At 67.9% G+C, this 20,538-nt stretch carries 17 protein-coding genes and 1 pseudogene; 5 read left to right on the top strand and 13 right to left on the bottom strand.

All coding sequences use genetic code 11. The annotated features are described in order from the left end of the window. Positions 1-445 precede the first annotated feature (445 nt). The gene (locus HWX03_RS36065) at positions 446-1,900 is read left to right on the top strand and encodes an aldehyde dehydrogenase family protein (protein ID WP_175874588.1); all 1,455 of its coding nucleotides are present in this window, start codon (positions 446-448) and stop codon (positions 1,898-1,900) included. Positions 1,901-1,992: 92 nt separating this feature from the next. Then, positions 1,993-3,606 carry a GMC family oxidoreductase N-terminal domain-containing protein gene (locus HWX03_RS36060; RefSeq protein WP_175874587.1) on the top strand — a complete coding sequence of 538 codons (1,614 nt, stop codon included), beginning with the start codon at positions 1,993-1,995 and terminating at the stop codon, positions 3,604-3,606. Positions 3,607-3,673: 67 nt separating this feature from the next. On the opposite strand, the gene HWX03_RS36055 is transcribed toward HWX03_RS36060, so the two are convergent. Further along, positions 3,674-4,561: a transporter gene (locus tag HWX03_RS36055; protein ID WP_175824244.1), complete on the bottom strand. Its 888-nt coding sequence runs from the start codon at positions 4,559-4,561 to the stop codon at positions 3,674-3,676. A gap of 410 nt (positions 4,562-4,971) precedes the next feature. On the opposite strand from HWX03_RS36055, the gene HWX03_RS36050 reads away from it, so the two are divergent. Next, positions 4,972-5,940 (top strand): helix-turn-helix domain-containing protein, encoded by a 969-nt coding sequence (locus HWX03_RS36050; RefSeq protein ID WP_244132870.1) that lies wholly within the window; start codon positions 4,972-4,974, stop codon positions 5,938-5,940. 99 nt (positions 5,941-6,039) lie between these two features. Here the strand turns inward: HWX03_RS36050 and HWX03_RS36045 are convergent, their stop codons facing one another. The 5 genes and pseudogenes from HWX03_RS36045 to HWX03_RS36025 form a co-directional block, all read right to left on the bottom strand. Further along, entirely contained in the window at positions 6,040-7,131 is a 1,092-nt protein-coding gene (locus tag HWX03_RS36045; protein ID WP_175874604.1) for a porin, read from the bottom strand. A gap of 162 nt (positions 7,132-7,293) precedes the next feature. Then, positions 7,294-8,013, bottom strand: a pseudogene (locus tag HWX03_RS36040) (SDR family oxidoreductase); the annotation flags it as partial. Continuing rightward, positions 7,991-9,112 carry a 2,3-butanediol dehydrogenase gene (locus HWX03_RS36035; RefSeq protein ID WP_175874586.1) on the bottom strand — a complete coding sequence of 374 codons (1,122 nt, stop codon included), beginning with the start codon at positions 9,110-9,112 and terminating at the stop codon, positions 7,991-7,993. The pseudogene HWX03_RS36040 and the gene HWX03_RS36035, both read right to left, overlap by 23 nt. A gap of 1 nt (position 9,113) precedes the next feature. Continuing rightward, positions 9,114-10,415 carry an MFS transporter gene (locus HWX03_RS36030; protein ID WP_175874585.1) on the bottom strand — a complete coding sequence of 434 codons (1,302 nt, stop codon included), beginning with the start codon at positions 10,413-10,415 and terminating at the stop codon, positions 9,114-9,116. Positions 10,416-10,433: 18 nt separating this feature from the next. Further along, on the bottom strand, positions 10,434-10,967 hold the full coding sequence (locus HWX03_RS36025) for a 2,4'-dihydroxyacetophenone dioxygenase family protein (RefSeq protein WP_175874584.1): 534 nt from the start codon (positions 10,965-10,967) through the stop codon (positions 10,434-10,436). 176 nt (positions 10,968-11,143) lie between these two features. On the opposite strand from HWX03_RS36025, the gene HWX03_RS36020 reads away from it, so the two are divergent. Then, complete coding sequence (locus HWX03_RS36020) at positions 11,144-12,124, top strand: helix-turn-helix domain-containing protein (protein WP_175874583.1); 981 nt, start codon at positions 11,144-11,146, stop codon at positions 12,122-12,124. 89 nt (positions 12,125-12,213) lie between these two features. Here HWX03_RS36020 and HWX03_RS36015 read toward each other — a convergent pair whose 3' ends face one another. The 5 genes from HWX03_RS36015 to HWX03_RS35995 form a co-directional block, all read right to left on the bottom strand. Then, positions 12,214-13,779, bottom strand: coding sequence for a GMC family oxidoreductase N-terminal domain-containing protein (locus HWX03_RS36015; RefSeq protein ID WP_175874582.1), 1,566 nt, complete (start codon positions 13,777-13,779; stop codon positions 12,214-12,216). Between the two features lie 175 nt (positions 13,780-13,954). Continuing rightward, positions 13,955-14,923: a helix-turn-helix domain-containing protein gene (locus HWX03_RS36010; RefSeq protein WP_175874581.1), complete on the bottom strand. Its 969-nt coding sequence runs from the start codon at positions 14,921-14,923 to the stop codon at positions 13,955-13,957. A gap of 203 nt (positions 14,924-15,126) precedes the next feature. Further along, on the bottom strand, positions 15,127-15,915 hold the full coding sequence (locus tag HWX03_RS36005; RefSeq protein WP_244132869.1) for a hypothetical protein: 789 nt from the start codon (positions 15,913-15,915) through the stop codon (positions 15,127-15,129). 162 nt (positions 15,916-16,077) lie between these two features. Continuing rightward, positions 16,078-17,025, bottom strand: coding sequence for an aldo/keto reductase (locus tag HWX03_RS36000; RefSeq protein WP_175874579.1), 948 nt, complete (start codon positions 17,023-17,025; stop codon positions 16,078-16,080). Between the two features lie 348 nt (positions 17,026-17,373). Next, complete coding sequence (locus HWX03_RS35995; protein ID WP_175874578.1) at positions 17,374-17,994, bottom strand: LysE/ArgO family amino acid transporter; 621 nt, start codon at positions 17,992-17,994, stop codon at positions 17,374-17,376. Between the two features lie 110 nt (positions 17,995-18,104). On the opposite strand from HWX03_RS35995, the gene HWX03_RS35990 reads away from it, so the two are divergent. Continuing rightward, the gene (locus tag HWX03_RS35990; protein ID WP_006480142.1) at positions 18,105-18,998 is read left to right on the top strand and encodes a LysR family transcriptional regulator ArgP; all 894 of its coding nucleotides are present in this window, start codon (positions 18,105-18,107) and stop codon (positions 18,996-18,998) included. A gap of 48 nt (positions 18,999-19,046) precedes the next feature. On the opposite strand, the gene fnr is transcribed toward HWX03_RS35990, so the two are convergent. Both fnr and HWX03_RS35980 read right to left on the bottom strand, forming a co-directional pair. After that, positions 19,047-19,793 (bottom strand): fumarate/nitrate reduction transcriptional regulator Fnr, encoded by a 747-nt coding sequence (gene fnr / locus HWX03_RS35985; RefSeq protein WP_175874577.1) that lies wholly within the window; start codon positions 19,791-19,793, stop codon positions 19,047-19,049. 103 nt (positions 19,794-19,896) lie between these two features. Further along, on the bottom strand, positions 19,897-20,364 hold the full coding sequence (locus tag HWX03_RS35980) for a universal stress protein (RefSeq protein WP_175874576.1): 468 nt from the start codon (positions 20,362-20,364) through the stop codon (positions 19,897-19,899). Positions 20,365-20,538 lie beyond the last annotated feature (174 nt).

Here is a 20,538-nt window from a genome sequence, read left to right as displayed (position 1 = left end):
ACCCAAAGACGTTTAGCATATTTCGCGCGGCTCACTGAAATCTCGTCTGCCACCGTTCCTGAAATACGTGCCCGGACGATGTCACCCTATTAGCAGTGACACGGCAACCGTACCGAGTACGGAGCTGCAGGGTAAGTTTCACATTCACGAGAAATGTTTAGGGTTGCGTTACCGAATCATGAGAATTTTCGACAGAGGAAATTCTCATGAACGTGCCTAACTTTTTGATTTGTGTAGGGGGAGAAGGGCGGATTCGCTGAGACCCTGCACGCGTACGATGGACCGATTCGCAACTCGCTTGAACATGCCTGCCGGCGTGCATGCATGCGAATCCTCTATCCGGCGCACGGATGTCCCAGCGTCGCCGGCACCGGCGTCCTACAGTGGGCCAGATAAGCCGATCCTCCTTCCTGCCCGGATCGGCTCCTGATCGGGAGACCACGACATGACAGCCGACTACACCCTCACACACCGGATTGCGGGCGAGCCATGCGACGCCGCGCACGGCGAGTGGTTCGAGAAATTCGAACCGTGCACCGGACACCTGCTCGCCCGCGTGGCGGCCGGCACCGAAGCCGACGTCGACCGGGCCGTGCGCGCGGCGCGCGCCGCATTCGACGGCGGGCCGTGGAGCCGGTTGCCCGGCGCCGCGCGGGCGAAGCTGCTGCATCGGCTGGCGGACCTGCTCGAGCACGACGCGGAGCGCTTCGTCGAGCTGCTGGCGCGTGAGCAGGGGCGCCCGGCCATGGAGGTGCGCATGATGGATCTGCCGATGTCGATCGACACGCTGCGCTACTTCGCCGGCTGGGCGGACAAGCTCGAAGGCCGGCAGATTCCGACCGGCGGCTTCATGGGACGCCCGACGGTCAACTACACGGTCCGCGAGGCCGTCGGCGTCGCCGGCCTGATCGTGCCGTGGAATGCGCCGCTGATGATCGCGTGCTGGAAGCTGGCGCCCGCGCTCGCGGCCGGCTGCACGGTCGTGATCAAGCCGTCGGAGGACGCGCCGCTCGCCGTCGGCGCGTTGGCGGATCTGGCCGCGCAGGCAGGCTTTCCGCCGGGTGTCGTCAATCTCGTGCACGGTATCGGCGCATCGGTCGGGGCCGCGCTCGTCAATCATCCGGGCGTCGACAAGATCAGCTTCACCGGCAGCACCGAGGTCGGCCGGACGATCGCGCGTGAAGCCGGCGCGCAATTCAAGCGGCTGACGCTGGAACTCGGCGGCAAGGCGCCGCAGATCGTCTTCGACGATGCGAACCTCGAGCAGGCGATCGCCGGCGTCGCGATGGGGTTGTTCGTCAACCAGGGGCAGACCTGTGCGGCCGGCACGCGCGTGCTCGTGCAGCGTCGTCGCTACGACGACGTCGTCGGCGCGCTCGCGCACGCGGCACGATCGGTCGAGGTTGGCACACCGTTCGACCCGGCGACGCAAATGGGTGCGCTGATCAGCGCGCGCCACGCCGAGCGTGTGAAAGCGCATATCGCAACGGCGCTTCGCGACGGCGCGACGCTGGTCGCGGGCGACGAGCCGGTGCCGTCGCAAGGCTTCTTCGTACGGCCGACGATCTTCGCGAACGTCGATCCGGCAATGCGCATCGCGCGCGACGAAGTGTTCGGGCCGGTCGGTACGATCATCCCGTTCGAGACGGAAGACGAGGCCGTCGCGCTCGCGAACGATACCGTCTACGCGCTGTCCGCGACGGTGTGGACGCGCGATCTCGCGACCGCCCACCGCACGGCTGCCCGCCTGCGGGTCGGCGCGGTTGCGGTGAACGCGTGGAGCCCGCTCGACGCAAGGCTGCCATGGGGCGGTTTCAAGGACAGCGGCGTCGGGCGCGACCTGTCGCAAAGCGGGCTCGATGCGTACCTGGAAGAGAAGGTCGTCACGATCGCGATGTAGCCGAAGCCGCGCCCGTTCCGGCACGGAAACACCCCCCACAACGAGACCGCGGGCGTTGCGCCGCTGGTCCGCTTACCCCTATCGACAGACACATGACTACTCAAGACCTGACCTTCGATTACGTCGTCATCGGCGCGGGTTCCGCCGGTTGCGTCGTCGCCGCGCGGCTGATCCAGCAGAACGCCGGCTCGGTGCTGCTGCTGGAGGCCGGCACGCGCGACGACAATCCGTTTCACCGGATTCCGGGCGGCGTGATGCAGGTGTTCCAGAAGAAATCGTGGCCCTACATGACCGAGCCGCAGCCGAACGCGAACGGCCGCCGGATGATCATCGCGCAGGGCAAGGTACTGGGCGGCGGCAGCTCGGTCAACGGGATGATCTACATCCGCGGGCAGCGCGACGACTACGACGACTGGGCGACGCAGTGGGGCTGCACCGACTGGCGCTACGACGACGTATTGCCGTACTTCATGAAGGCGGAAGCGAACGAAAGCCTGGGACCTGCGTATCACGGCCAGACCGGGCCGCTGCCCGTCAGCGAGAACCGCTATCGGCATCCGTTGACTGCCGCGTTCATCCGGGCCGGGCAGGAGATGGGGCTCTCCTACGTCAACGATTTCAACGGCGAAGTGCAGCAGGGCATCGGGTATTACCAGACGACGACACGCAACGGCGAACGCGCGAGTACGGCCCGCACGTATCTGGCGTCGGTGCGCAACGACGCGAAGCTGAAGGTGGTGACGGGTGCGCTCGTGCACCGCATCCGCACCGATGCGGGGCGTGCGGTGGCGGTCGAATTCAGCGAGGACGGCAATGCGCCGGTATCGGTACGCGCGCACAAGGAGGTCGTCGTGAGCGCGGGCGCGATCGGGAGTCCGAAAGTGCTGATGCTGTCCGGCATCGGGCCGGCAGAGCAGCTCGCCGCGCTCGGGATCGATACGGTGGCCGCGTTGCCGGTTGGCAAGAACTTCCACGATCATCTGCACATGTCGGTGCAGGCGTCGATCCGCACGCCGGCCAGCCTCTACGGCGAGAACGCGGGGCTCCGGGCGATGCGCCACTTCCTGCAATGGAAATGCTTCCGCAGCGGGCTGCTGACCAGCAACATCCTCGAAGGCGGCGCTTTCATCGACACGCTGGGCACCGGGCGGCCGGACGTCCAGTTCCATTTCCTGCCGCTGCTCGACAATTTCGACAATACGCCAGGCGAAAAACCGCCGGCGAGCGAGCACGGCATGTCGGTCAAGGTCGGCCATCTGCAGCCGAAGTCGCGTGGGAAAGTGGGGTTGCGCAGCAAGGACCCGGCGGATCTGCCGACGATCGATGCGAACTTCCTCAGCGATCCGGCCGACCTCGAAGGACAGATCCGTGCCGTTCAGGCCGGGCTCCGGATCCTGTCGGCGAAAGCGCTGCAGGCGCACGTGAAGGAGATCGTCGCGCCCGCGCGGATCGATCCGGACGACCGGTCGGCAATCGAGACGTTCGTGAGGCAGGACATCAAGACCGTCTATCACCCGGCAGGCACTTGCCGGATGGGTACGGACTCGCGGACCTCGGTGGTCGATCAGAAGTCGCTGCGCGTGCACGGCTTCGCGAACCTGCGCGTGATCGACTGCTCGATCTGCCCGCAGGTGCCGAGCGGCAATACCAATGCGCCGGCGATCATGATCGGCGAACGCGGCGCCGATCTGCTGCTCGGCCGATGAAGGACGCGGCGCAGGGATGACCTGCGCCACCGCCGCGCCGGCCGATGCCGGCGCGGACCCGTTCGGGTCACAGCGGAAACACGGCCTTGAGCCAGAATGCCGCGCCTTCGGGGCGGTTCCGCACGTCGGTTTCCATCTGGTATTTGGCAGTCACGAACCAGCCCTTTCCGCTGTCGTACTTGATCGACGGGCCGATCGCGAACGAACGGCCGCGATCGCCGGCGATGGTCTGCCCGGCCTGCGAATCATCCGTCATCTGCCGATAGAAGTAACCACCCGCACCGAGCGTCAGCCCGTTGCCGAAGCCCCAGCCCGCCGAATAGTCGACGATGAGCTCCTGGCCGGACCGATAGTCCGTCGCGGGGTTGCGCCGGTTGAGGGTCCACATGACCTTGGCGTCGAACACGGGCCCGGTGCGGCCGCCGTACGAGACGCCGGCGATCGGCTGGATCGCCCAGTAGTGCCGGCCCAGGTTGGCCAGGTCATTCCTGGCGTACCGGCCGGTCGGCGCGAAGACATCGACGGCGAGCAGCGTATGGAGCGTCGGCGTGACGTGCCAGCCGAGCGCCGGCCCGAACGTCATGTCGCCGATGCCGGTCCGTCGCTGCGATTGCCCGCCCGCGTGGACGTCGAGCGTGACGAGCGGCAGCAGCGCATGCATGGCCAGCGACGCGCCGGCGAAGGTGTACGGCGTCACCCACACGATCCGCGGCGTGACCGCATAGGCCGTGATGCTGAAATCCGGCGGCGCGACGTTGCGGCCATCGTTGTCGCGCAGTTCGCCGGCGTGGTAGCGCTCGGTATAGATCAGCGCATAGAGCCCGGGCGGCGGCAGCGCGCAGCACAGGTAACCTTCCGCGCCCGTCGGGTACACGGAGCCGCCGCCTTCGGTCGCATGAGCGCCGTGCGCGGCGGCGAGCGCGGAAAGCATCAGGGAAATGCGTAGCTTTTTCATCGTTTGTTTCCTGCTGCGGCGCATGAGTGGCCGCTGTTCGTCTTCGGGCGGTGTGTTTGACGGCGTGACCCGGCAAACCCGAACGGATGGGGGGGCCGCTGGTCAGCAGGGTGCCGCGCCGTACCGCCGGTCGCATGTGTTTGCGTGCAGAGCCGTCAGGAGTGCGGTGCATCTAGGTGAAATCTTTATCGCGTCAGGTAGCGTCCCGGCCGGGCATGAGCGTTATGCGAATTTTTTTTTGCGCGGCCGCGTCGTATGCTTCGATCGGATCCCCTCGATGTATGACCGGCACGCGTCGCCGCACACGACCGGGAAGTCGGACGAGTCGATCATCGCGCCTGCGGTGTATGGATGCAGGCGGCCAGGTAACGGACGGACTTGAAAGCCGGATTCTTCTGGAGATGAACATCATGATCGAGTCGGGAGCGCTTTCGCGGCGGCGGGAGGGCGGCATTGCGTGCTGGTCGGAGCAGATCCGGCATCGATTCTTTCCGCTGGAACTGAGCGCCGGCGCATCCGGCGAATTCGACGCTCGCGTCGACGTGTTCGATCATGCGCGCTGCCGCGTCGCGCGCGTGTCGGCAAGCGCGCACAGCGCCTCCATCGGGCGCGACGCGTGCGGGACGCTGAAGCACCGCTATGTGAAGGTGATCTGGCAACTGAGCGGGGCGGCGACGCTCGAACAGCGTGCGTGCGAGGTGCTCGTGCCGCCCGGGCATTTCACACTGTACGAGGCCAGCAGTCCGTACTGGATTCAAAGCGACACCGGCGGCGAGTTCGTCACGATGCTGTGTGAAGTGGCCAATCACGACGTGCTGCTGGCATTGGCCCGGCACGCAATCGGCCGCGCGATGCCGACGACGGGCGGCGCGGCCGTCGCGCTCGCCAGCTTGCAGGCGATGATCGCCGAGGGCCCGCGCATGAATCCGCGCAGCCGGTTCGGTGTGCTGGAGCTGGTGGCGGCGCTGATCGCCGAGGAAATCGATTTTGCGGACGGCACGGCGCCCGCGTCGCGGCGCAGGCTCCGCGAGGCGTTGCTGCGCGACGCGCAGCACTACATTAATCAGCACCTGGACGACGGCGAACTGTCGCCCGATCGGATCGCGGCCGCATTGAAGGTCTGTCGCCGCACGCTCTACCAGGCGTTCGAATCGGTCGGCGAAAGCCCGCAGGCGATGATCCAGCGTCTACGGCTCGAGAAGTGCTACGACGTGCTGTCGCAGACCGGCGCCGACGGTGCGAGCATTACGCGCCTCGCGTTGCAGTCGGGATTCTCCGATCCCGCGTATTTTGCGAGGCTGTTCCGCCGGCGTTTCGGTGTCACGCCGTCGCAGTGTCGGGATGCGGCGATGCGCGACACGGGCGGTCCATTGCGGTAACCGTCGTTGAAAGGGGACGAAGGCAGCGGCCCGGCGCCGCGCCTTCGTCGTCAGTCGCGCCGGATGCCGGAACGCCGGAATGCCGACACGCCGCGCGGATCAGAACCGCGTACTGAACCCGATCCGCGCGACCGACTGCAACGCGCCGCTCGATGCGCCGTTCGCGTCCATCACGCCGTTGATCTGCGCGTGGCTGCCGCGGCTTGCGCGTTGATGCACGCCCGCGACGTACACCATCGTGCGCTTCGACAGCCAGTACTGGACGGCGGCGAGCAGCTGGTGCGCATGCGCGTTGTCGAGCGTGTCGTTGCCCTTCATGTACGTGTAGCTCGCGCCGATCACCCATACCGGCGATGGCCGCCACGCGGCGCCGGCTTCCGCCGACCACGCGCCCGCGCCGTTCTGCGCGTTGTGCACGGTCGTGAAGAGCGCCTTGCCCGTGACCGTGCCGACCGTGTAGTGCACGCCCGCGCCCCAGTTGCGTACGCTGGTGGGCGGCAGGCCGTCGGCCGCGCCGTATTTCTGGTTCGTATAGGCGGCGCCCGCGCCGAACGGGCCGTTGTCGTAGCTGGCGCCGACGCTGACCGTGTTGTTCGCGCCGATCGATCCCGCGACGTTGCCGAAACCGTACAGCGCGCCGAAGGTCAGGCCCGACAGCGACGGGCTCGTGTACTTGACCGAATTCGCGACGCGATTGCTGCCGGCGACGCGGTCCCAGTCGAATGCGCCGGTCGGGTTGTTCGGCAGCGCGAGCCGGTCGAACGGCCCGTTGCGAAAGCCGTACAGGCCGACGAGGTCCTGCGCGATCTCGTTGCCGCCGGCGGCCAGCGAATCGACCATGAACTCGTACTGGTTGCCGAGCGTCAGCGTGCCGTACCGGTCGTTCTGCAACCCGACATAGGCCGTGCGCGCGAACAGCCCGCCGCCGATGATCGAGCCGTTGCCGAGCGAATACTGGTTGACGAGCCGGAAGATCGCACGCGTGCCCGCGCCGAGATCCTCCTTGCCTTCGAAGCCGAGCAGGTTCGGAAAGAAGATGTTGTCGTCGAATTTTGCGGCGCCATGGCCGCCTTGATTGCTGACGTAGCTGATGCCGGCATCCATCAGCCCGAACATCGTCACGCTGCTCTGGGCGAACGCCACGGCCGGAAGCGTGCAGGCCGCGAGCGCCAGAAAGGTCTTTTTCGTCATCTCCAAAGTGCTCCTCACATGGTCCGATCGAGTCGGATATTTTTTAGTCGGACTACTGATTGATATGAAGAAAACTGAGCCGGGCGAACCCGGTTCAGCGACGGTCAAGCGGAGCCGTGACGCGCAACGGGCATCGGCAGATCGCGCCGATGCGCCGCGCTTGACCGTCGAATACCCGCCGTCCACCGGCACGACCGCGCCGGTGACGAACGACGCGCCGGGCGAGCACAGGAACAGGATCACTTCCGCGACTTCGTCGGCCGTGCCCCAGCGCCCGAGCGGCGTGCGCTCGAGGATGCGGCGCGACGCCTGCGTGTCGGCCATCAGCCCGCTGCTGAGCGGCGTGTCGATCCAGCCCGGCGCGACCGCGTTCACGCGGATGCCGCGATCGGCCCACGCTTGCGCGAGCGAACGCGTGAGTTGCGCGATGCCGCCCTTGCTCGCGCTGTACGCGGGCCGGTCCTTGCTGCCGAAGTACGTGTACATCGACGCGATATTGACGATGCTGCCGCCGTTCGCCGCCAGCGCGGGCCGCGCGGCGTCGGATGCCCGCATCACCGACGTCAGGTTCACGTTCAGCACGTGCTCGAACTGGTCCATCCGGTATTCGTCCGCGTGCCGACTGATGCCGACGCCGTTGACGAGCACGCCGAGCCGCGGCAGCGCGGCGATCGTGCGCGTCAGTGCATCGCCGTCGGCCACGTCGAGTTCCACGCAGCGGATGCCGGCATGCACGGGTGCATGCGGGCCGACTGCGTCGAGCCCGAGTGCGACGACCGATGCGCCGGCCTGCGCGAAGCGCAGCGCGGTGCGCGCGCCGATGCCCGACGTGCCGCCCGTCACCACGACCGACCGCCCGTCAAACGCCCACTGACGATTCATGCTCGACACTCCCGATGGTGGATGCGCGACGGGCCGGCCGCTGCGCGGGTGAAACGAGGATCTTGATCTGCGTGCGATCGGCGAGCAGCGCGTCGAAGCCGTCGGCGACGGCATCTTCGAGCGCTACGGTGCGCGTGACGATCGACGTGAGGTCGAGCGCGCCCGACGCGACGATGCGCAGCAGGTCTTCGTACGCATGCCGATAGCCGACGCTCGCGGTGAAGGTCAGCTCGTCGTTGACCGCGCGAAACGCGTCGAAGCCCGCGTGCGGCATCAAGCCGACCATCACGACGCGGCCGCCCTTGCGCAGTGCCCGCATCGCCGATTCGAACGTGGCCTGCAATCCGGCCGCTTCGAAACTCGTATCGACGCCGAGCCCGCCCGTGGCCGCGCGAATCGCGTCCTGCAACGCGGACGCATCGAGCCCGCGCGCATCGAACGCATGCGTCGCACCGAAACGCGTGGCCGCCGCGAGCCGTTCGGGCGACACGTCGACGGCGACGATCGTCGTCGCGCCCTGCAGCTTCGCGAGCATGATCAGCAGCAGGCCGATCGGCCCGAGCCCGAACACCGCGCAGATGTCGCCGAGCCGCAGTTCGCCCCGCCGCAGCGCGTGCAGCGCAACGGCGGCCGGCTCCATCACCGCGGCCTGTTCGAGGCTCACGCCGTCGGGCAGGCGATGCAGCATGTAGGCCGGCACGACCGCGAAGTCGGCCATCCCGCCGTCGCCCATCAGCCCGGCGAAGCCCATCGACACGCACAGGTTGTACGACCCCGAGCGGCAGTATGCGCACTGGCTGCAGCGATACTCGGGCTCGACCGCGACGCGGTCGCCCGCGCGCAGCGTCGTCACGCCTTCGCCGACTTCGACGACGGTGCCGCAGAACTCGTGGCCGAGCGTCAGCGGCGCGGTGCGGCGCGACAGCGGATGCGGCGCGTCGACCGGAATCGCGTGCGGGCCGTCCGCGTATTCATGCAGGTCGCTGCCGCAGATGCCGCAATACGCGACCGCGATGCGCACGTCGCCAGGGCCGACGCGCGGCGTGTCGATTTCCACGAGACGGACGTCGCGCGGGCCATGCCATTGAAGTGCGCGCATGTCAGCGTCCTCCGAGGTTTTGCGTGTCGAGGCGGCCGGCGGCGCCTGCGAGCGCGCGCTTGCGCAGCACGGCCGGCGCGGTTTCGACGAGGCCGAACGACAGCACGCACGCGAGGAGCGCGCCGGTGGTCGACGTCCACATCGCGAACTGCAGGCCGTACTTGTCCGCCGCGAAGCCGGCGACGGTCGGCGCGACGAAGCCGCCGATCAGCTCGCCGGCGCCCATGATCAGCCCGAGCGCGCTCGCGATCGCGCGCGGCGGCACCGTTTCGGCCGGGATCGTCGCCATGAACAGCGTGAAGCAGCCGAGGCCCGTGTACGTGACGAACACGAGCGCGCCGAGCGCCCAGACCGAGCCGACGTGGATCAGCACGACCGGGCACACGGCCGCGATCAGCGCGAACCCGATCATCGTCGGCTTGCGGCCGATCCGGTCGGAGATCGCCGGCACCGCGAAGCCCCAGAACACCCACGCGGCGCCGAGGCAGGTCATCACGACGCCCATGTCGGACGGCGACAGGCGGCGGCTTTCCACGAGGAACACCGGCGCGAACGAGATGATCACGACGAACCACGTGAGGAAGCAGCAACTGATCAGCACGCAGAGCAGGATGTTGCGTTCCTTCAGCAGCGCCCAGCGGCTGACCGCCGCGCCGCCGGCGGCCGGGACCGCGGTGGTATCGGCCTGCACGTGGCGCACGCCGCCGGGCGGCACTTCGCGCACCCAGCGCCAGAGGCAGAACGCGATCAGGAAGCCCGGAATGCACGACACGTAGAACGCCTCGCGCCAGCCGTATGCGGTGGCGATGCCGATCACGACCGGCGGCCCGATCATCGCGCCGAGCAGGCCGGCGGCCGAGCCTTGCAGCAAGCCCATGTTCAGCCCGCGGCGGCTCGGCGTCGAGCTCTCGACCATCAGCGATTGCGACAGCGGCAGCACGGGGCCTTCGGCGATGCCCATCAGCGCGCGAAAGGCGATCAGGCTCGCGAAGCCGCCGACGAGGCCCGACAGCGCCGAGCACACGGAAAAGCCGAGCACGGCCGCGACCAGCAGCGGCTTGCGCGTGCCGCGCGCGTCGGACCATGCGCCGGTGGCGGCGCCCGACAGCGCCCACGTGAGCGCGAGCGCGGACGACACCATGCCGAGCTGCGTGTTCGTCAGGTGCAGCTCGGCCGACATGAACGGGAACAGGAACGACAGCGCGAGGCGGTCGAAGAACACGAAGCCGAACGTCATGAACAGGATCAGCAGCAGCCTGTTCTCGTACGTCCAGGCGGGCCTGGAGGAGGAAGGGGAAGTCATCGTGAGCCTCGCCGCGCGTCAGCGGAACAGCTTCTCGATCGCTTGCGCGCCGAGGCCGACCTTCTCGTAATGCGCCTTGCACATCGCGATGTACGAATGCACGTCGAAGTAGCCGTCGGGATTGCCTGCGTCGTCGAGCCAGATCAGCGGGCCCTTGACGATGAAGAACGCGCGCATCGGCTCGGGATGATCGAATGCGACGAGCGTGTGGCCTTCGCCCGGCGTCTCGTACACGAAATCGCCGCGCGTCGCGGTCCATTCGTGTTCCAGGTAGCCCCATTTGCCCGACAGCGTGTACGCGAACACCTCGTGCGGGTGATAGTGCCGGTTCACGAGCCCGGCTTCCTTCGCCATCAGGATGTCGCACCATTTGTTCTGCGACGGCGAGATCCACAGCGGCCGCGACGAAACCGTTTCGGTGAACGGAACGTAATAGCGCTCGTCGTCGGTGGCCGCGTTCGGGATGTAGGCTTCGGGCCGCGCATCGGGCTTGAACGGATTGGCAATCGCCGGGATGTTTTGCCAGAATTCGGATACGGCTTTGTCGACCACGGTTGTCTCCTTGTGTATGGGTGTCGTGGGCTCGACTTTAGCCAGCCGGTGCGCGCCGCTCTTGACTGGGCGGGACGAATTGCTTGACCGCGCCGGACATTGCATCGCACCAGAATCCAGACGAACCATCTCCCAATCCGTGCCGCTCCGCACGACAGGCGCCAGCAGGAGGCGACGTGACGCATTCGACCGTTTTTTCACGCACGCGGGGCTCGACGGCCGACGTGCCGGCGCGCGACCGGATGGCGTACTGGGATGCGTTCAACGCGGCGACGCTGGTCGGCCTGCGCTGTTCGTCGCTGTCGCCGGCCGGGCTCGACGTCGAGAAGACCGACATCGCGCTGCCGGGCCTCGGCATCGCCGACATCAGCGGGCAGGATCACGTGATCGAGCGCAGCCCCGCGCTGGTGCGCCAGTTGCCGAAGGAGTCGCTGTTCGCGTGCCAGATCGTGAGCGGGCGCGCGTATTTCATCCAGCGCGACCGCTGCCTGCTCGCGGAAGCCGGCGATGTCGTCGTCTACGACACACGCGTGCCCTATCTGTTCGGATTCCTGACGCCGATGCGGCAGTTGCTGATCGATATCCCGATCACGACGTTCGACGACCGGCTCGATGCGGAGCTCGCCGCACTGCCGCTGCGGATCGCGCCGAAGCCGGGCGCGGGCGCGATGCTCGGCGCGACCTTGCGCGCGAGCGTCGAGCGGTTCATGAAGACGCCGGTCGAGCGCGACGCCGCGCGGTTCGCCGAGCACACGCGCACGCTGGTCGCGGAACTCATCGACGCGGAAGTGAACGGCGCGGGCGCCTCGCGGGCGTCGCTGTCGTACCTGCTGACCGCGAAGCAGTACATCGCGACGCATCTCGGCGAGCCGGAACTCGCGCCGCAGGCCGTCGCCGAGGCGGTCGGGCTGTCGCTGCGGCATCTGGGCCGTCTCTTCGCGGCCGAAGGCGAGTCGATCACGCAGCACATTTGGTCGGAGCGGCTGTCGCACGCGCATCGCGAGCTGACCGACGCGCGGTTGCGCAAGACGAGCATCGGCGAGATCGCGTTTCGCTGGGGGTTTTCGAGCCAGGCGCACTTCAGCCGCGCGATCCGCGAGCGCTACGGCGCATCGCCGATGGCGCTGCGCGATGCGGTGCGTGCGGCTGGGGGCTGATGCCGGCTTACCGGTGGTTCGGCGGCGGCGCGTGCATCACGCGCCGCTTCGTTTTCGGCGCGGCGCGGTGCATGCGCACGCGCATCGCGTCATGCCGCCAGCATGAATTCCGCGCAGCGCTCCGCGATCATGATCGTCGGCGCGTTCGTGTTGCCGGACACGATGCGCGGCATCACCGATGCATCGCAGATCCGCAATCCGTCGACGCCCTGCACCGCGAGACGCGGCGTGACGACCGCGTGCGCGTCGTTGCCCATGCGGCAGGTACCGGCCGGGTGATAGACGGTTTTCGCGCGACGCCGCACGTAGTCGGCGAGCGCGGCATCGGTCAGCGTCTCGGCTTCGTGAACGATGCGTGCGAGCGACGGCGCGCGGAGGATCTGCCGCGCGAGCGCGACGCCGCGCACGAGGCCCTCGACGTCGGCCGGATCGGACAGCGCGCCGCTGTCGAACCGGATCGGAGCGGCCGGATCGTTGCCGCGCAGTTGCACGGAGCCGCGCGAGCGCGGCCGGAGCAGGCACGGGTTGATCGACAGGCCGTGGCCGGGCAGCGGTTCGCGATCGACGTCGCCGACGAGCGTCGGCAGCACATGGAACTGGATGTCCGGGCGGCCGCTGCCCGTCGTGTCGACGAACGCGCCCGATTCGACGACGTTCGACGTCAGCAGGCCCGAGCGGCACAGCATCCATTGCAGCCCGTGCCGCAACGCCCTTAATCCGCGATCCTCGCCGAGCAGGCTGACGGGCGCATCGCTGCGGCCGTAGATCGATACTTCGAGATGGTCCTGATAATTCGCGCCGACTTCCGGGCTGTCGTGCAGCACGTCGATGCCGTGCGTGTGCAGGTGCGCGCCGGGGCCGATGCCCGACAGCATCAGCAGCTTGGGCGTGCTCAGCGCGCCGGCCGCGAGCACGACGTCGGCGCGCGCGGCGGCCGATCCCGCCGCGCCGCTCGCGGTGCGCCATTCGACGCCGGTTGCGCGGCGGCCGTCGAACCGGATGCGCGTCACGCGGCAGCCGGTCAGCACGCGCAGGTTCGGATCGGCGATCGCGTCGGCCAGATAGGTGGCCGCGGTGCTGCCGCGCTGCCCGTCGAAGATCGTCGTGTGATAGAAGCCGACGCCATGCTGCGCGGCGCCGTTGAAATCGTCGTTGTACGCGATGCCGGCTTCTTGCGCGGCCTTCACGAACGCGAGGCTCAGCGGATGCCGGAAGCGCGTGTCGCCGACCTTCAACGGCCCGTCGGTGCCGTGGTACGGCTCGGACAGCCGCAGATGCGATTCGGCGCGCTTGAACACGGGCAGCACGTCGTCCCAGCCCCAGCCGGCGCAGCCGAGCGCGGCCCAGTCGTCGTAGTCGTCGCGCGTGCCGCGCACGTACAGCATCGCGTTGACCGAGCTGCCGCCGCCGAGCGTGCGGCCCTGCGGCACGTAGGTCCTGCGTCCCGCCGCGCCGGGCTGCGGCTCGCTTTCGAACGTCACCGTGCGCTGCGTGCCGAGCACGCGGATGAACGTCGCCGGAATCCGGATGAACAGGCTGTCGTCCTTCGGGCCGTCCTCGAGCAGCAACACGCGCCGGCCGGCCTTCACCAGCCGGTGCGCAACCGTGCAGCCGGCCGAACCGCCGCCGACGACGATGTGGTCGTACGTCTCCATCCCGCTTCTTCTCCTTGCTGTCGGGCGGCGGAACGCATGCCGCCGCGCAGGAAGTCAGCTTAGCGAGCGGGCTGCGGCCCCATTTGACCGGGGCGGACGCCGTGCTTGCCTCGCCGGGACATCGCGGCGAGTGGCGGTGTGAGCGGCAGGAAGCGGCAGGGAGCGGGAACAGCCGCTAGCGTGCGTCGGCCGGCGCGCGCGTGTCGCTCGGCGTCTCGCCGAACCGCGCGCGATAGCTGCGGCTGAAGTGCGCGCTGTTGTTGAAGCCCCAGCGGAACGCGATCTCGCTGACCGTCAGGTGCTTCAGCGACCGGTCGCGCAGGTCGGCGCGACAGCGTTCGAGCCGCCGCGCGAAGATGTAGCGCGTGAGCGGCATCCCCTCGATCTCGAAGATGCGCGCGAGCTGGCGCGGCGACAGGTTGATCGCGCGGCTGACCGACCGGCTGTCGAGATCGTCGTCGGCGAGATGGCTGTCGATGAACGCCTTCGCGCGCGACAGCGTGTGGACCGTCGACTTCGTCGGCGATGCATCGCCGTCGCGCAGCCGCAGCATCGACTGAACGAGATCGAGGATCGCGGCGGCGCGCCGTTCGCGCGCGTCGGGCGTCGGCTCCTGCGGCGCGGCGAGCAGCGCAACCACCTGCCGCACGGCCCACGACGCGAGCCCGTCGCCGCGGTCGATCTTGACGAGGCTGCGGTAGCGCCACGGGCCGACGCGCGCTTCGAACACGTCGCGCGGCACGTCGAGCACGGTCATCGCCATGTCGGCGGGAAAGCCGTGACCGTACGGCATCGACGTGTCGTACAGCACGAGGTCGCCGGGCCCGTGCTGCATGCAGTCGACGTCCTGGAACGTATAGCCGTGCCCTTCGTGCATCAGGCAGATGAACACGGCGTCGCGCTGGTCCGCGTGAATGTTGTGCGGCGTGCGCACGACCGCATGCCGGTTCGCGACGATGTCGCATGCGCGGAACAGCCCGAGATCGCGTTGGCTCAGCGACGCATCGATCCCTTCGGACGATTTTCCGCTGCATTCGATCCGCACGAGCGTGCGAGCGACATGGTCGACCCAGAAGTCGACGCGCTCGGCGCCGCGTACGGCGCGCGTCGAGATCGTGGCGATCTCCGTGCTGGTGTCCGGCATGACGTTCTCCCGATGACGGCCCGAGCGGCGCAGTCTCGGGCATGCCGAACGCCGCGGTCAATCCGTGAAAGACCCGGGGCACGCGCGTGACGCGCTTGCAGCGGGGCGCGGCGGGCGATGGCGCGGGCGATGTCCGTCCCGGTCAACGGAAGCGGCCGGGCGAGTCAAGACACGTATGCGATTCCGGGGTAAGCGCTGCCGGCTTACTTCGATGAAGACGACGGCAGCCCGAGCGAAACGTTCTCCTGATAGCCCATCTTGCCGCCGCGAAACTCGACGCTCACGTGGCCCGGCGGCTGCGTGCCGCTGACGTTCGCGTAGATCGACGTCATCACCATCCCCGCGTCGCAGTCGAGCGCGATCGTACGATCGACGCGCCCCGTCGCGATGTTCACGGCCCGCAGCGACTGCATCGCGATGCCGCACTTGTCGGACAGCGCGTAGACGCCGACCAGCATGTGCGTCTTCGTGCGATACCACATCGGGATATCGATGCTGCCGTCGAGTTGTAGGTGCTGCGTGTCGGTGTCGTTCAGCCGGCCGACTTCGTTCAGCGTGACCGGCAGCGTCTTGCGGCCGTCGTCCCACGTGCCGGTCGCCGTTTTTCCTGCGACGTTCAGCGCGATCGGGCAGGGCTTCGGCCGTGACGGCGAGGCGGCCGGGACGACCGGCGAGTCGGCGTTCGACGCGGGCGACGAGGCTTCGCACAGCGTCAGGCGGCCGTCGGGCGCGCGGTGGCCACGCAACGGGATCGGCTTGCGATGCGCGTCGTAGTAGTAGCTGCCGTCGATGCGCGAGCGGCCCGCGTCGTTGTGGTTGAGGGTGTCGTAGGTCTGCACCGACACGTGTACCGGCGCATTGCCGATCGTGCCGGTGTAGTTCGCGATTTCGTACCAGCCGGCGAAGGACACGGCTGGTGCGCAGGCGAGCAGCGCGGCGATCGTTGCGGCGAGCGGACGGGAATAACGGGGGCGGCGGGCAGTGTGGATCATCGGCGGTCTTTTATGTGTGGTGCAGGTTCGGCGCGAAGAAGCCCGGTCGCGCCGCGCGGCCGTCGGATGCCCGCCATTGTATCCATCCACCCTGCACGCATCGCAGGCAGGCCGTCGAACCGCAACGCAGTTCACCCGGCCTGCTTGCCAACGCCACGGACGTCAGGGCGCGCTGGCTTCGTCGATCTGGCGGATATCGTCCTGATCGAGCGTGACGCGGATCGCTTCGCCGAGCAGGGCGAGCTGCGCAAGCGACGTCGCGCTCGCGATCGGCGCGGTGATCGTCGGCCGCGCGATCTGCCACGCGAGTGCGATCGCGGCCGGCTGCGTGCCGTGCTTCGCCGACACGGCGTCGAGCGCCGCGAGGATGCGCAGGCCGCGTTCGTTCAGATAGCCGGCGACGCGATCGCCGCGCACGCTCTTCTTCAGGTCGGCCTCGCTGCGGTACTTGCCCGACAGGAACCCGCTCGCGAGCGCGTAGTAGTTGACGACGCCGAGCTTCAGGTCGCGCACGACCGGCTCGAGATCGCGTTCGTAGCCGGCGCGGTCGAGCAGGTTGTATTCGGGCTGGATGACCTGGTAGGCGGGCAGCCCGTCGCGTGCGCTGATGGCGGCGGCTTCGCGCAGGCGTGCGCCGCTGTAGTTCGATGCGCCGATGATGCGCACCTTGCCCGCGTCGATCAGCGTTTGATACGCGCCGAGCGTTTCTTCGAGCGGGGCCGTGTCGGCCAGGTCGCGGTGCGAGAAATACAGGTCGATGTAGTCGGTCTGCAGCCGGCGCAGCGAATCGTCGACGGCCTTCAGGATGTTGTCTTTCGACAGCCCGGCGCGTGCGTCGAGCAGGCCGACCTTGGTCGCGATCACGACCTGCTCGCGCTTGCCGGAGCGCTTCAGCCACTTGCCGATGATCGTTTCCGATTCGCCGCCGTGGTTGCCGGGAACCCAGGCCGAATAGACGTCGGCCGTGTCGATGAAGTTGATGCCGGTGTCGGCGAGCGCGTCGAGCAACGCGAACGATGCGTTTTCGTCGACGGTCCAGCCGAAGACGTTGCCGCCGAACGCGAGCGGCGAAACCTGGATGCTGGAGGTGCCGAGGGTGCGATGTGCCATGTTCCACTCCGATAACTGCAGATAACGGGATTGAACTGCGGGATGGGCCGAGGCGATTGCGGCGGGACGGCAGGATGCGCGGTGCGGTTCCGCCGTTGTCGCGGGACACCGGACATTCTCGCCGATCGTTTCGATTCGTGCAGGCGGAGTGATGCCGCGATGGTGGACGGCTTGCGGCAGATGGCGGATACCGTGTCCGCTGCGTGAGCATGCCGTGCGGCTGTGTTCGATCGGGAGCGAATTTTTGCGGCGGGGTGTGCGACGGAAATCAGGCAAGTTGCGCTGGCGTGGCGCCGACGCGGAGGGCAAGCCGGGCGGCAGGCGGCCGCCCGTGCGCAGACGGGTCCGTCAGCGCAACTGCACCGCCGCGAGAAACAGCACCATGCTGCCGATCGCGCCGTCCAGCACGCGCCACGCGACCGCCTTGCGGAACCACGGCGCCAGCAATCGCGCGCCATAGCCGAGCCCGAGGAACCACACGACGCTGGCCGTCATCGCGCCGATCGCGAACGCGAGCCGCCCGCCTTCCGGCTCGCGCGCACCGGCCGTGCCGATCAGCAGGAACGTGTCGAGATACACGTGCGGGTTGAGCCACGTGAACGCGAGCGTCATCAGCACGATCGAGAGCGCGCTCTGCGGCGGCGGCGCGACCGCGTCGCCGCGGACGTCGAGCGTGTCGTGGCCCGGCTTGAACGCGCGGCGCAGCGCGTTGATGCCGAACCACGCGAGATACGCGAGGCCGACGTACAGCACCGCATGGACGAAGGTCGGATAGCGTTCGACGAGCACCGATGCGCCGCCGACGCCCGCGCCGATCAGGATCATGTCGGACACCGCGCACAGCAGCACGATCTTGCCGACATGCGAGCGCATGATGCCTTGCCGGAGCACGAACGCGTTCTGCGCGCCGATGGTGACGATGAGCGACGCACACAGTGCGGCGCCGTGGGAAAAAGCGAGCCAGTTCATGATGAGGGACAGCCGTGGAAGCAGTAGACGAATGAATCGGGTAGCGCTAGTCTGCGATCGGCAGGGGAATAAGAGAAGCTAAATCACCTAATGCAGATTAAGGAAATCTAATGCTCGACTACGCGTTGCTCGATGCCCTCGCGGCCGTGATCCGGCACGGTTCGTTCGAGCGGGCGGCCAAGGAGCTGAATGTCACGCCGTCGGCGGTGTCGCAGCGCGTGAAGCTGCTGGAGGAGCGGGTCGGCAGCGTGCTCGTCAAGCGCGGGCAGCCGTGTGTCGCGACCACCTCGGGCGCGCTGCTGTGCCGGCATACCGAACGCGTGCAGTTGCTGGAAGCCGAACTGGGCGGCCGAATGCCCGCATTGCCGGGCCAGATCGCGAGCGCGTGGCCGACGTTGCGCGTGGCCGTCAACGACGACAGCGTCGCGACGTGGTTCATCGACGCGGTCGGGCCGTTCTGCACGGAGCGCGAGACGCTGCTCGACCTCGTGATCGACGATCAGGATTACACGGCCTCGCGCATCCGCGACGGCAGCGTGCAGGGCGCCGTGACCGCGCAGGCCGAGCCGATCCAGGGATGCCGGTCGGAGCGGCTCGGGCGGATCCGCTATCGCGCGGTGTGCTCGCCGGCGTTCTACGCACGTTATTTCGACGCGGGGATTACGCGCGATGCGCTGCGCCGCGCGCCATGCGTGATGTTCAATCCGAAGGACGGCTTGCAGGCGCGCTTCATTCGGCGCGTGACGCGCGCGGATCTCGATCCGCCGCAGCACTGGATACCGCACGTCGCGGGCTATCTGCGCGCGTGCGAAACGGGATTGGGATGGGGGATGTGCCCGGACCGGATGGTCGACCGCCAACTGGCGGCAGGTGAATTGATCGACATGTCGCGCGGGCGAACCATCGACATCGATCTGTACTGGCAGAGCTGGCGTCTGTCGATCGGCTGGCTCGACGATTTCAGCGCGGCGCTGAAGGCGCGTGCCGCGCTGTTTCTCGATTGACCGGCGAGGTGATGCAAGCGGCGTGCGACGGGCGCGCGCCGTGCGGGGTCAGAGGTGCTGCAGGCCGTCGAAGTCGACGATCTGCACGTGGCGGCCCTGCATTTCGATCAGGCCGCGCTTCTGGAATTTCGACAGCGTGCGGCTGACCGTTTCGAGCGTCATGCCGAGATAGCTGCCGATGTCCTCGCGCGTCATCCGCAGGTTGAATTCCGACGGCGAGTAGCCGCGCTTCAGGTAGCGCGACGAGACGTCGAGCAGGAAAGCGGCGACGCGCTCTTCGGCATTCAGCGAGCCGAGCAGCATCGTTTGCGACGTTTCGCGCACGATCTGTTCGCTCATCAGCTTGTGCATGCGCAACTGCATCGAGCCGGCTTCCGAGCATAACGCCTTGAGCGCGCTGTACGGAATCACGCAGACCGAGCTGTCTTCCAGCGCGACCGCGGTGCGCGGATGCGTATCGTCGCAGATGCCGTCGAGGCCGAGCGCTTCGCCGGCGAGGTGCAGGCCCGTGACCTGTTCGCGGCCGTCGTGGCGCGTCGCGACGGTTTTCAGCGAACCCGAGCGCACCGCGTACAGGTTGTCGAATGCGTCGCCTTCGCGGAACAGCGCTTCGCCGCGCTTGACCGGGCGTGCCGCGCAGATGACCGACTCGAGGCGGCTGAGCGCTTCGGGCGCCAGGCCCTGCGGCATGCACAGATGCCGCATCGCGCACGACGAGCAGTGCGGGGCCTGACGGGGAGCCCAGCTAGCGGCATGGGGCGTGGCGGCAGGGCGGGTGGCGACGGGCGTCAGCATGATCGTTTACTCCGGCGTTGAATCGACGAAATCATTGTCCCACCGCAAGTTGCCGCTGTCGGGTGACAAAACGTCGCGACCGGCCGCGCCTGCCGAACGCCGCTCAGGCAGCCGGCTCGTCCGCGTTGGCGGCCGCCGGAATCAGCAGCACGGGCAGCGTCGCGTGGCGCACGCACTGTTCGGCGATGCTGCCGAGCACGAGGCGGCGGAAGCCGCGGCGGCCGTGCGTGCCGAGCACGAGCAGATCGGCGCCGAACGCTTTCGCGCCATCGAGGATCAGCGACGATACGTCGTTGAGCGACGTCGCTTCGTTCAGCCGCGTTTCGCCTTTCACGCCGGCGGCCTGCATCAGCTTCGCGAAATCCTGCGCGAGCGTGTTGCCCTGCGCGACGAGCTGATCGCGCAGCACGGACGGATCGTAGCCGGGCACGTTGTAGTAGATCGCGGCGTTCTCGACGACGTAGAACGGCTGCAGCTCCGCGCCGTGCGCTTTCGCGAGCGTCAGCGCGGCATCGAACGCATGGCGGGACGTGTCGCTGCCGTCGACGGCAACCAGAATACGTTTGTACATAGTGTCTCCGAGTGGCGGGTTGAAACGAAGTCGGCCGGATGGCCGATCGGGCTGAGCAATGCGCGATGCTGCGAGGCAGAGTAAACCAACGGGCACGATCGTGCAGCGAGATACCCGCCGTGCCGCGCAGCCGCGCGATTTCTGTGGATGACGTGCGTGGCCATGCGCGCGACG

The sequence above is a fragment of the Burkholderia sp. BCC0397 genome (genome assembly GCF_902832865.1).
Classification (GTDB): Bacteria; Pseudomonadota; Gammaproteobacteria; order Burkholderiales; family Burkholderiaceae; genus Burkholderia.
The sequence above is the reverse complement of the archived record's forward strand: the minus strand, read 5'-3'. Positions and strand labels throughout refer to the sequence as shown.

What these genes read in the sequence shown, in the direction of transcription:
- HWX03_RS36065 (WP_175874588.1), top strand. Translation starts at nt 446, where the DNA reads ATGACAGCCGACTACACCCTCACACACCGGATTGCGGGCGAGCCATGC.
- HWX03_RS36060 (WP_175874587.1), top strand. Translation starts at nt 1,993, where the DNA reads ATGACTACTCAAGACCTGACCTTCGATTACGTCGTCATCGGCGCGGGT.
- HWX03_RS36055 (WP_175824244.1), bottom strand. Translation starts at nt 4,561, where the DNA reads ATGAAAAAGCTACGCATTTCCCTGATGCTTTCCGCGCTCGCCGCCGCG.
- HWX03_RS36050 (WP_244132870.1), top strand. Translation starts at nt 4,972, where the DNA reads ATGATCGAGTCGGGAGCGCTTTCGCGGCGGCGGGAGGGCGGCATTGCG.
- HWX03_RS36045 (WP_175874604.1), bottom strand. Translation starts at nt 7,131, where the DNA reads ATGACGAAAAAGACCTTTCTGGCGCTCGCGGCCTGCACGCTTCCGGCC.
- HWX03_RS36035 (WP_175874586.1), bottom strand. Translation starts at nt 9,112, where the DNA reads ATGCGCGCACTTCAATGGCATGGCCCGCGCGACGTCCGTCTCGTGGAA.
- HWX03_RS36030 (WP_175874585.1), bottom strand. Translation starts at nt 10,415, where the DNA reads ATGACTTCCCCTTCCTCCTCCAGGCCCGCCTGGACGTACGAGAACAGG.
- HWX03_RS36015 (WP_175874582.1), bottom strand. Translation starts at nt 13,779, where the DNA reads ATGGAGACGTACGACCACATCGTCGTCGGCGGCGGTTCGGCCGGCTGC.
- HWX03_RS36010 (WP_175874581.1), bottom strand. Translation starts at nt 14,923, where the DNA reads ATGCCGGACACCAGCACGGAGATCGCCACGATCTCGACGCGCGCCGTA.
- HWX03_RS36005 (WP_244132869.1), bottom strand. Translation starts at nt 15,915, where the DNA reads ATGATCCACACTGCCCGCCGCCCCCGTTATTCCCGTCCGCTCGCCGCA.
- HWX03_RS36000 (WP_175874579.1), bottom strand. Translation starts at nt 17,025, where the DNA reads ATGGCACATCGCACCCTCGGCACCTCCAGCATCCAGGTTTCGCCGCTC.
- HWX03_RS35995 (WP_175874578.1), bottom strand. Translation starts at nt 17,994, where the DNA reads ATGAACTGGCTCGCTTTTTCCCACGGCGCCGCACTGTGTGCGTCGCTC.
- HWX03_RS35990 (WP_006480142.1), top strand. Translation starts at nt 18,105, where the DNA reads ATGCTCGACTACGCGTTGCTCGATGCCCTCGCGGCCGTGATCCGGCAC.
- fnr (WP_175874577.1), bottom strand. Translation starts at nt 19,793, where the DNA reads ATGCTGACGCCCGTCGCCACCCGCCCTGCCGCCACGCCCCATGCCGCT.
- HWX03_RS35980 (WP_175874576.1), bottom strand. Translation starts at nt 20,364, where the DNA reads ATGTACAAACGTATTCTGGTTGCCGTCGACGGCAGCGACACGTCCCGC.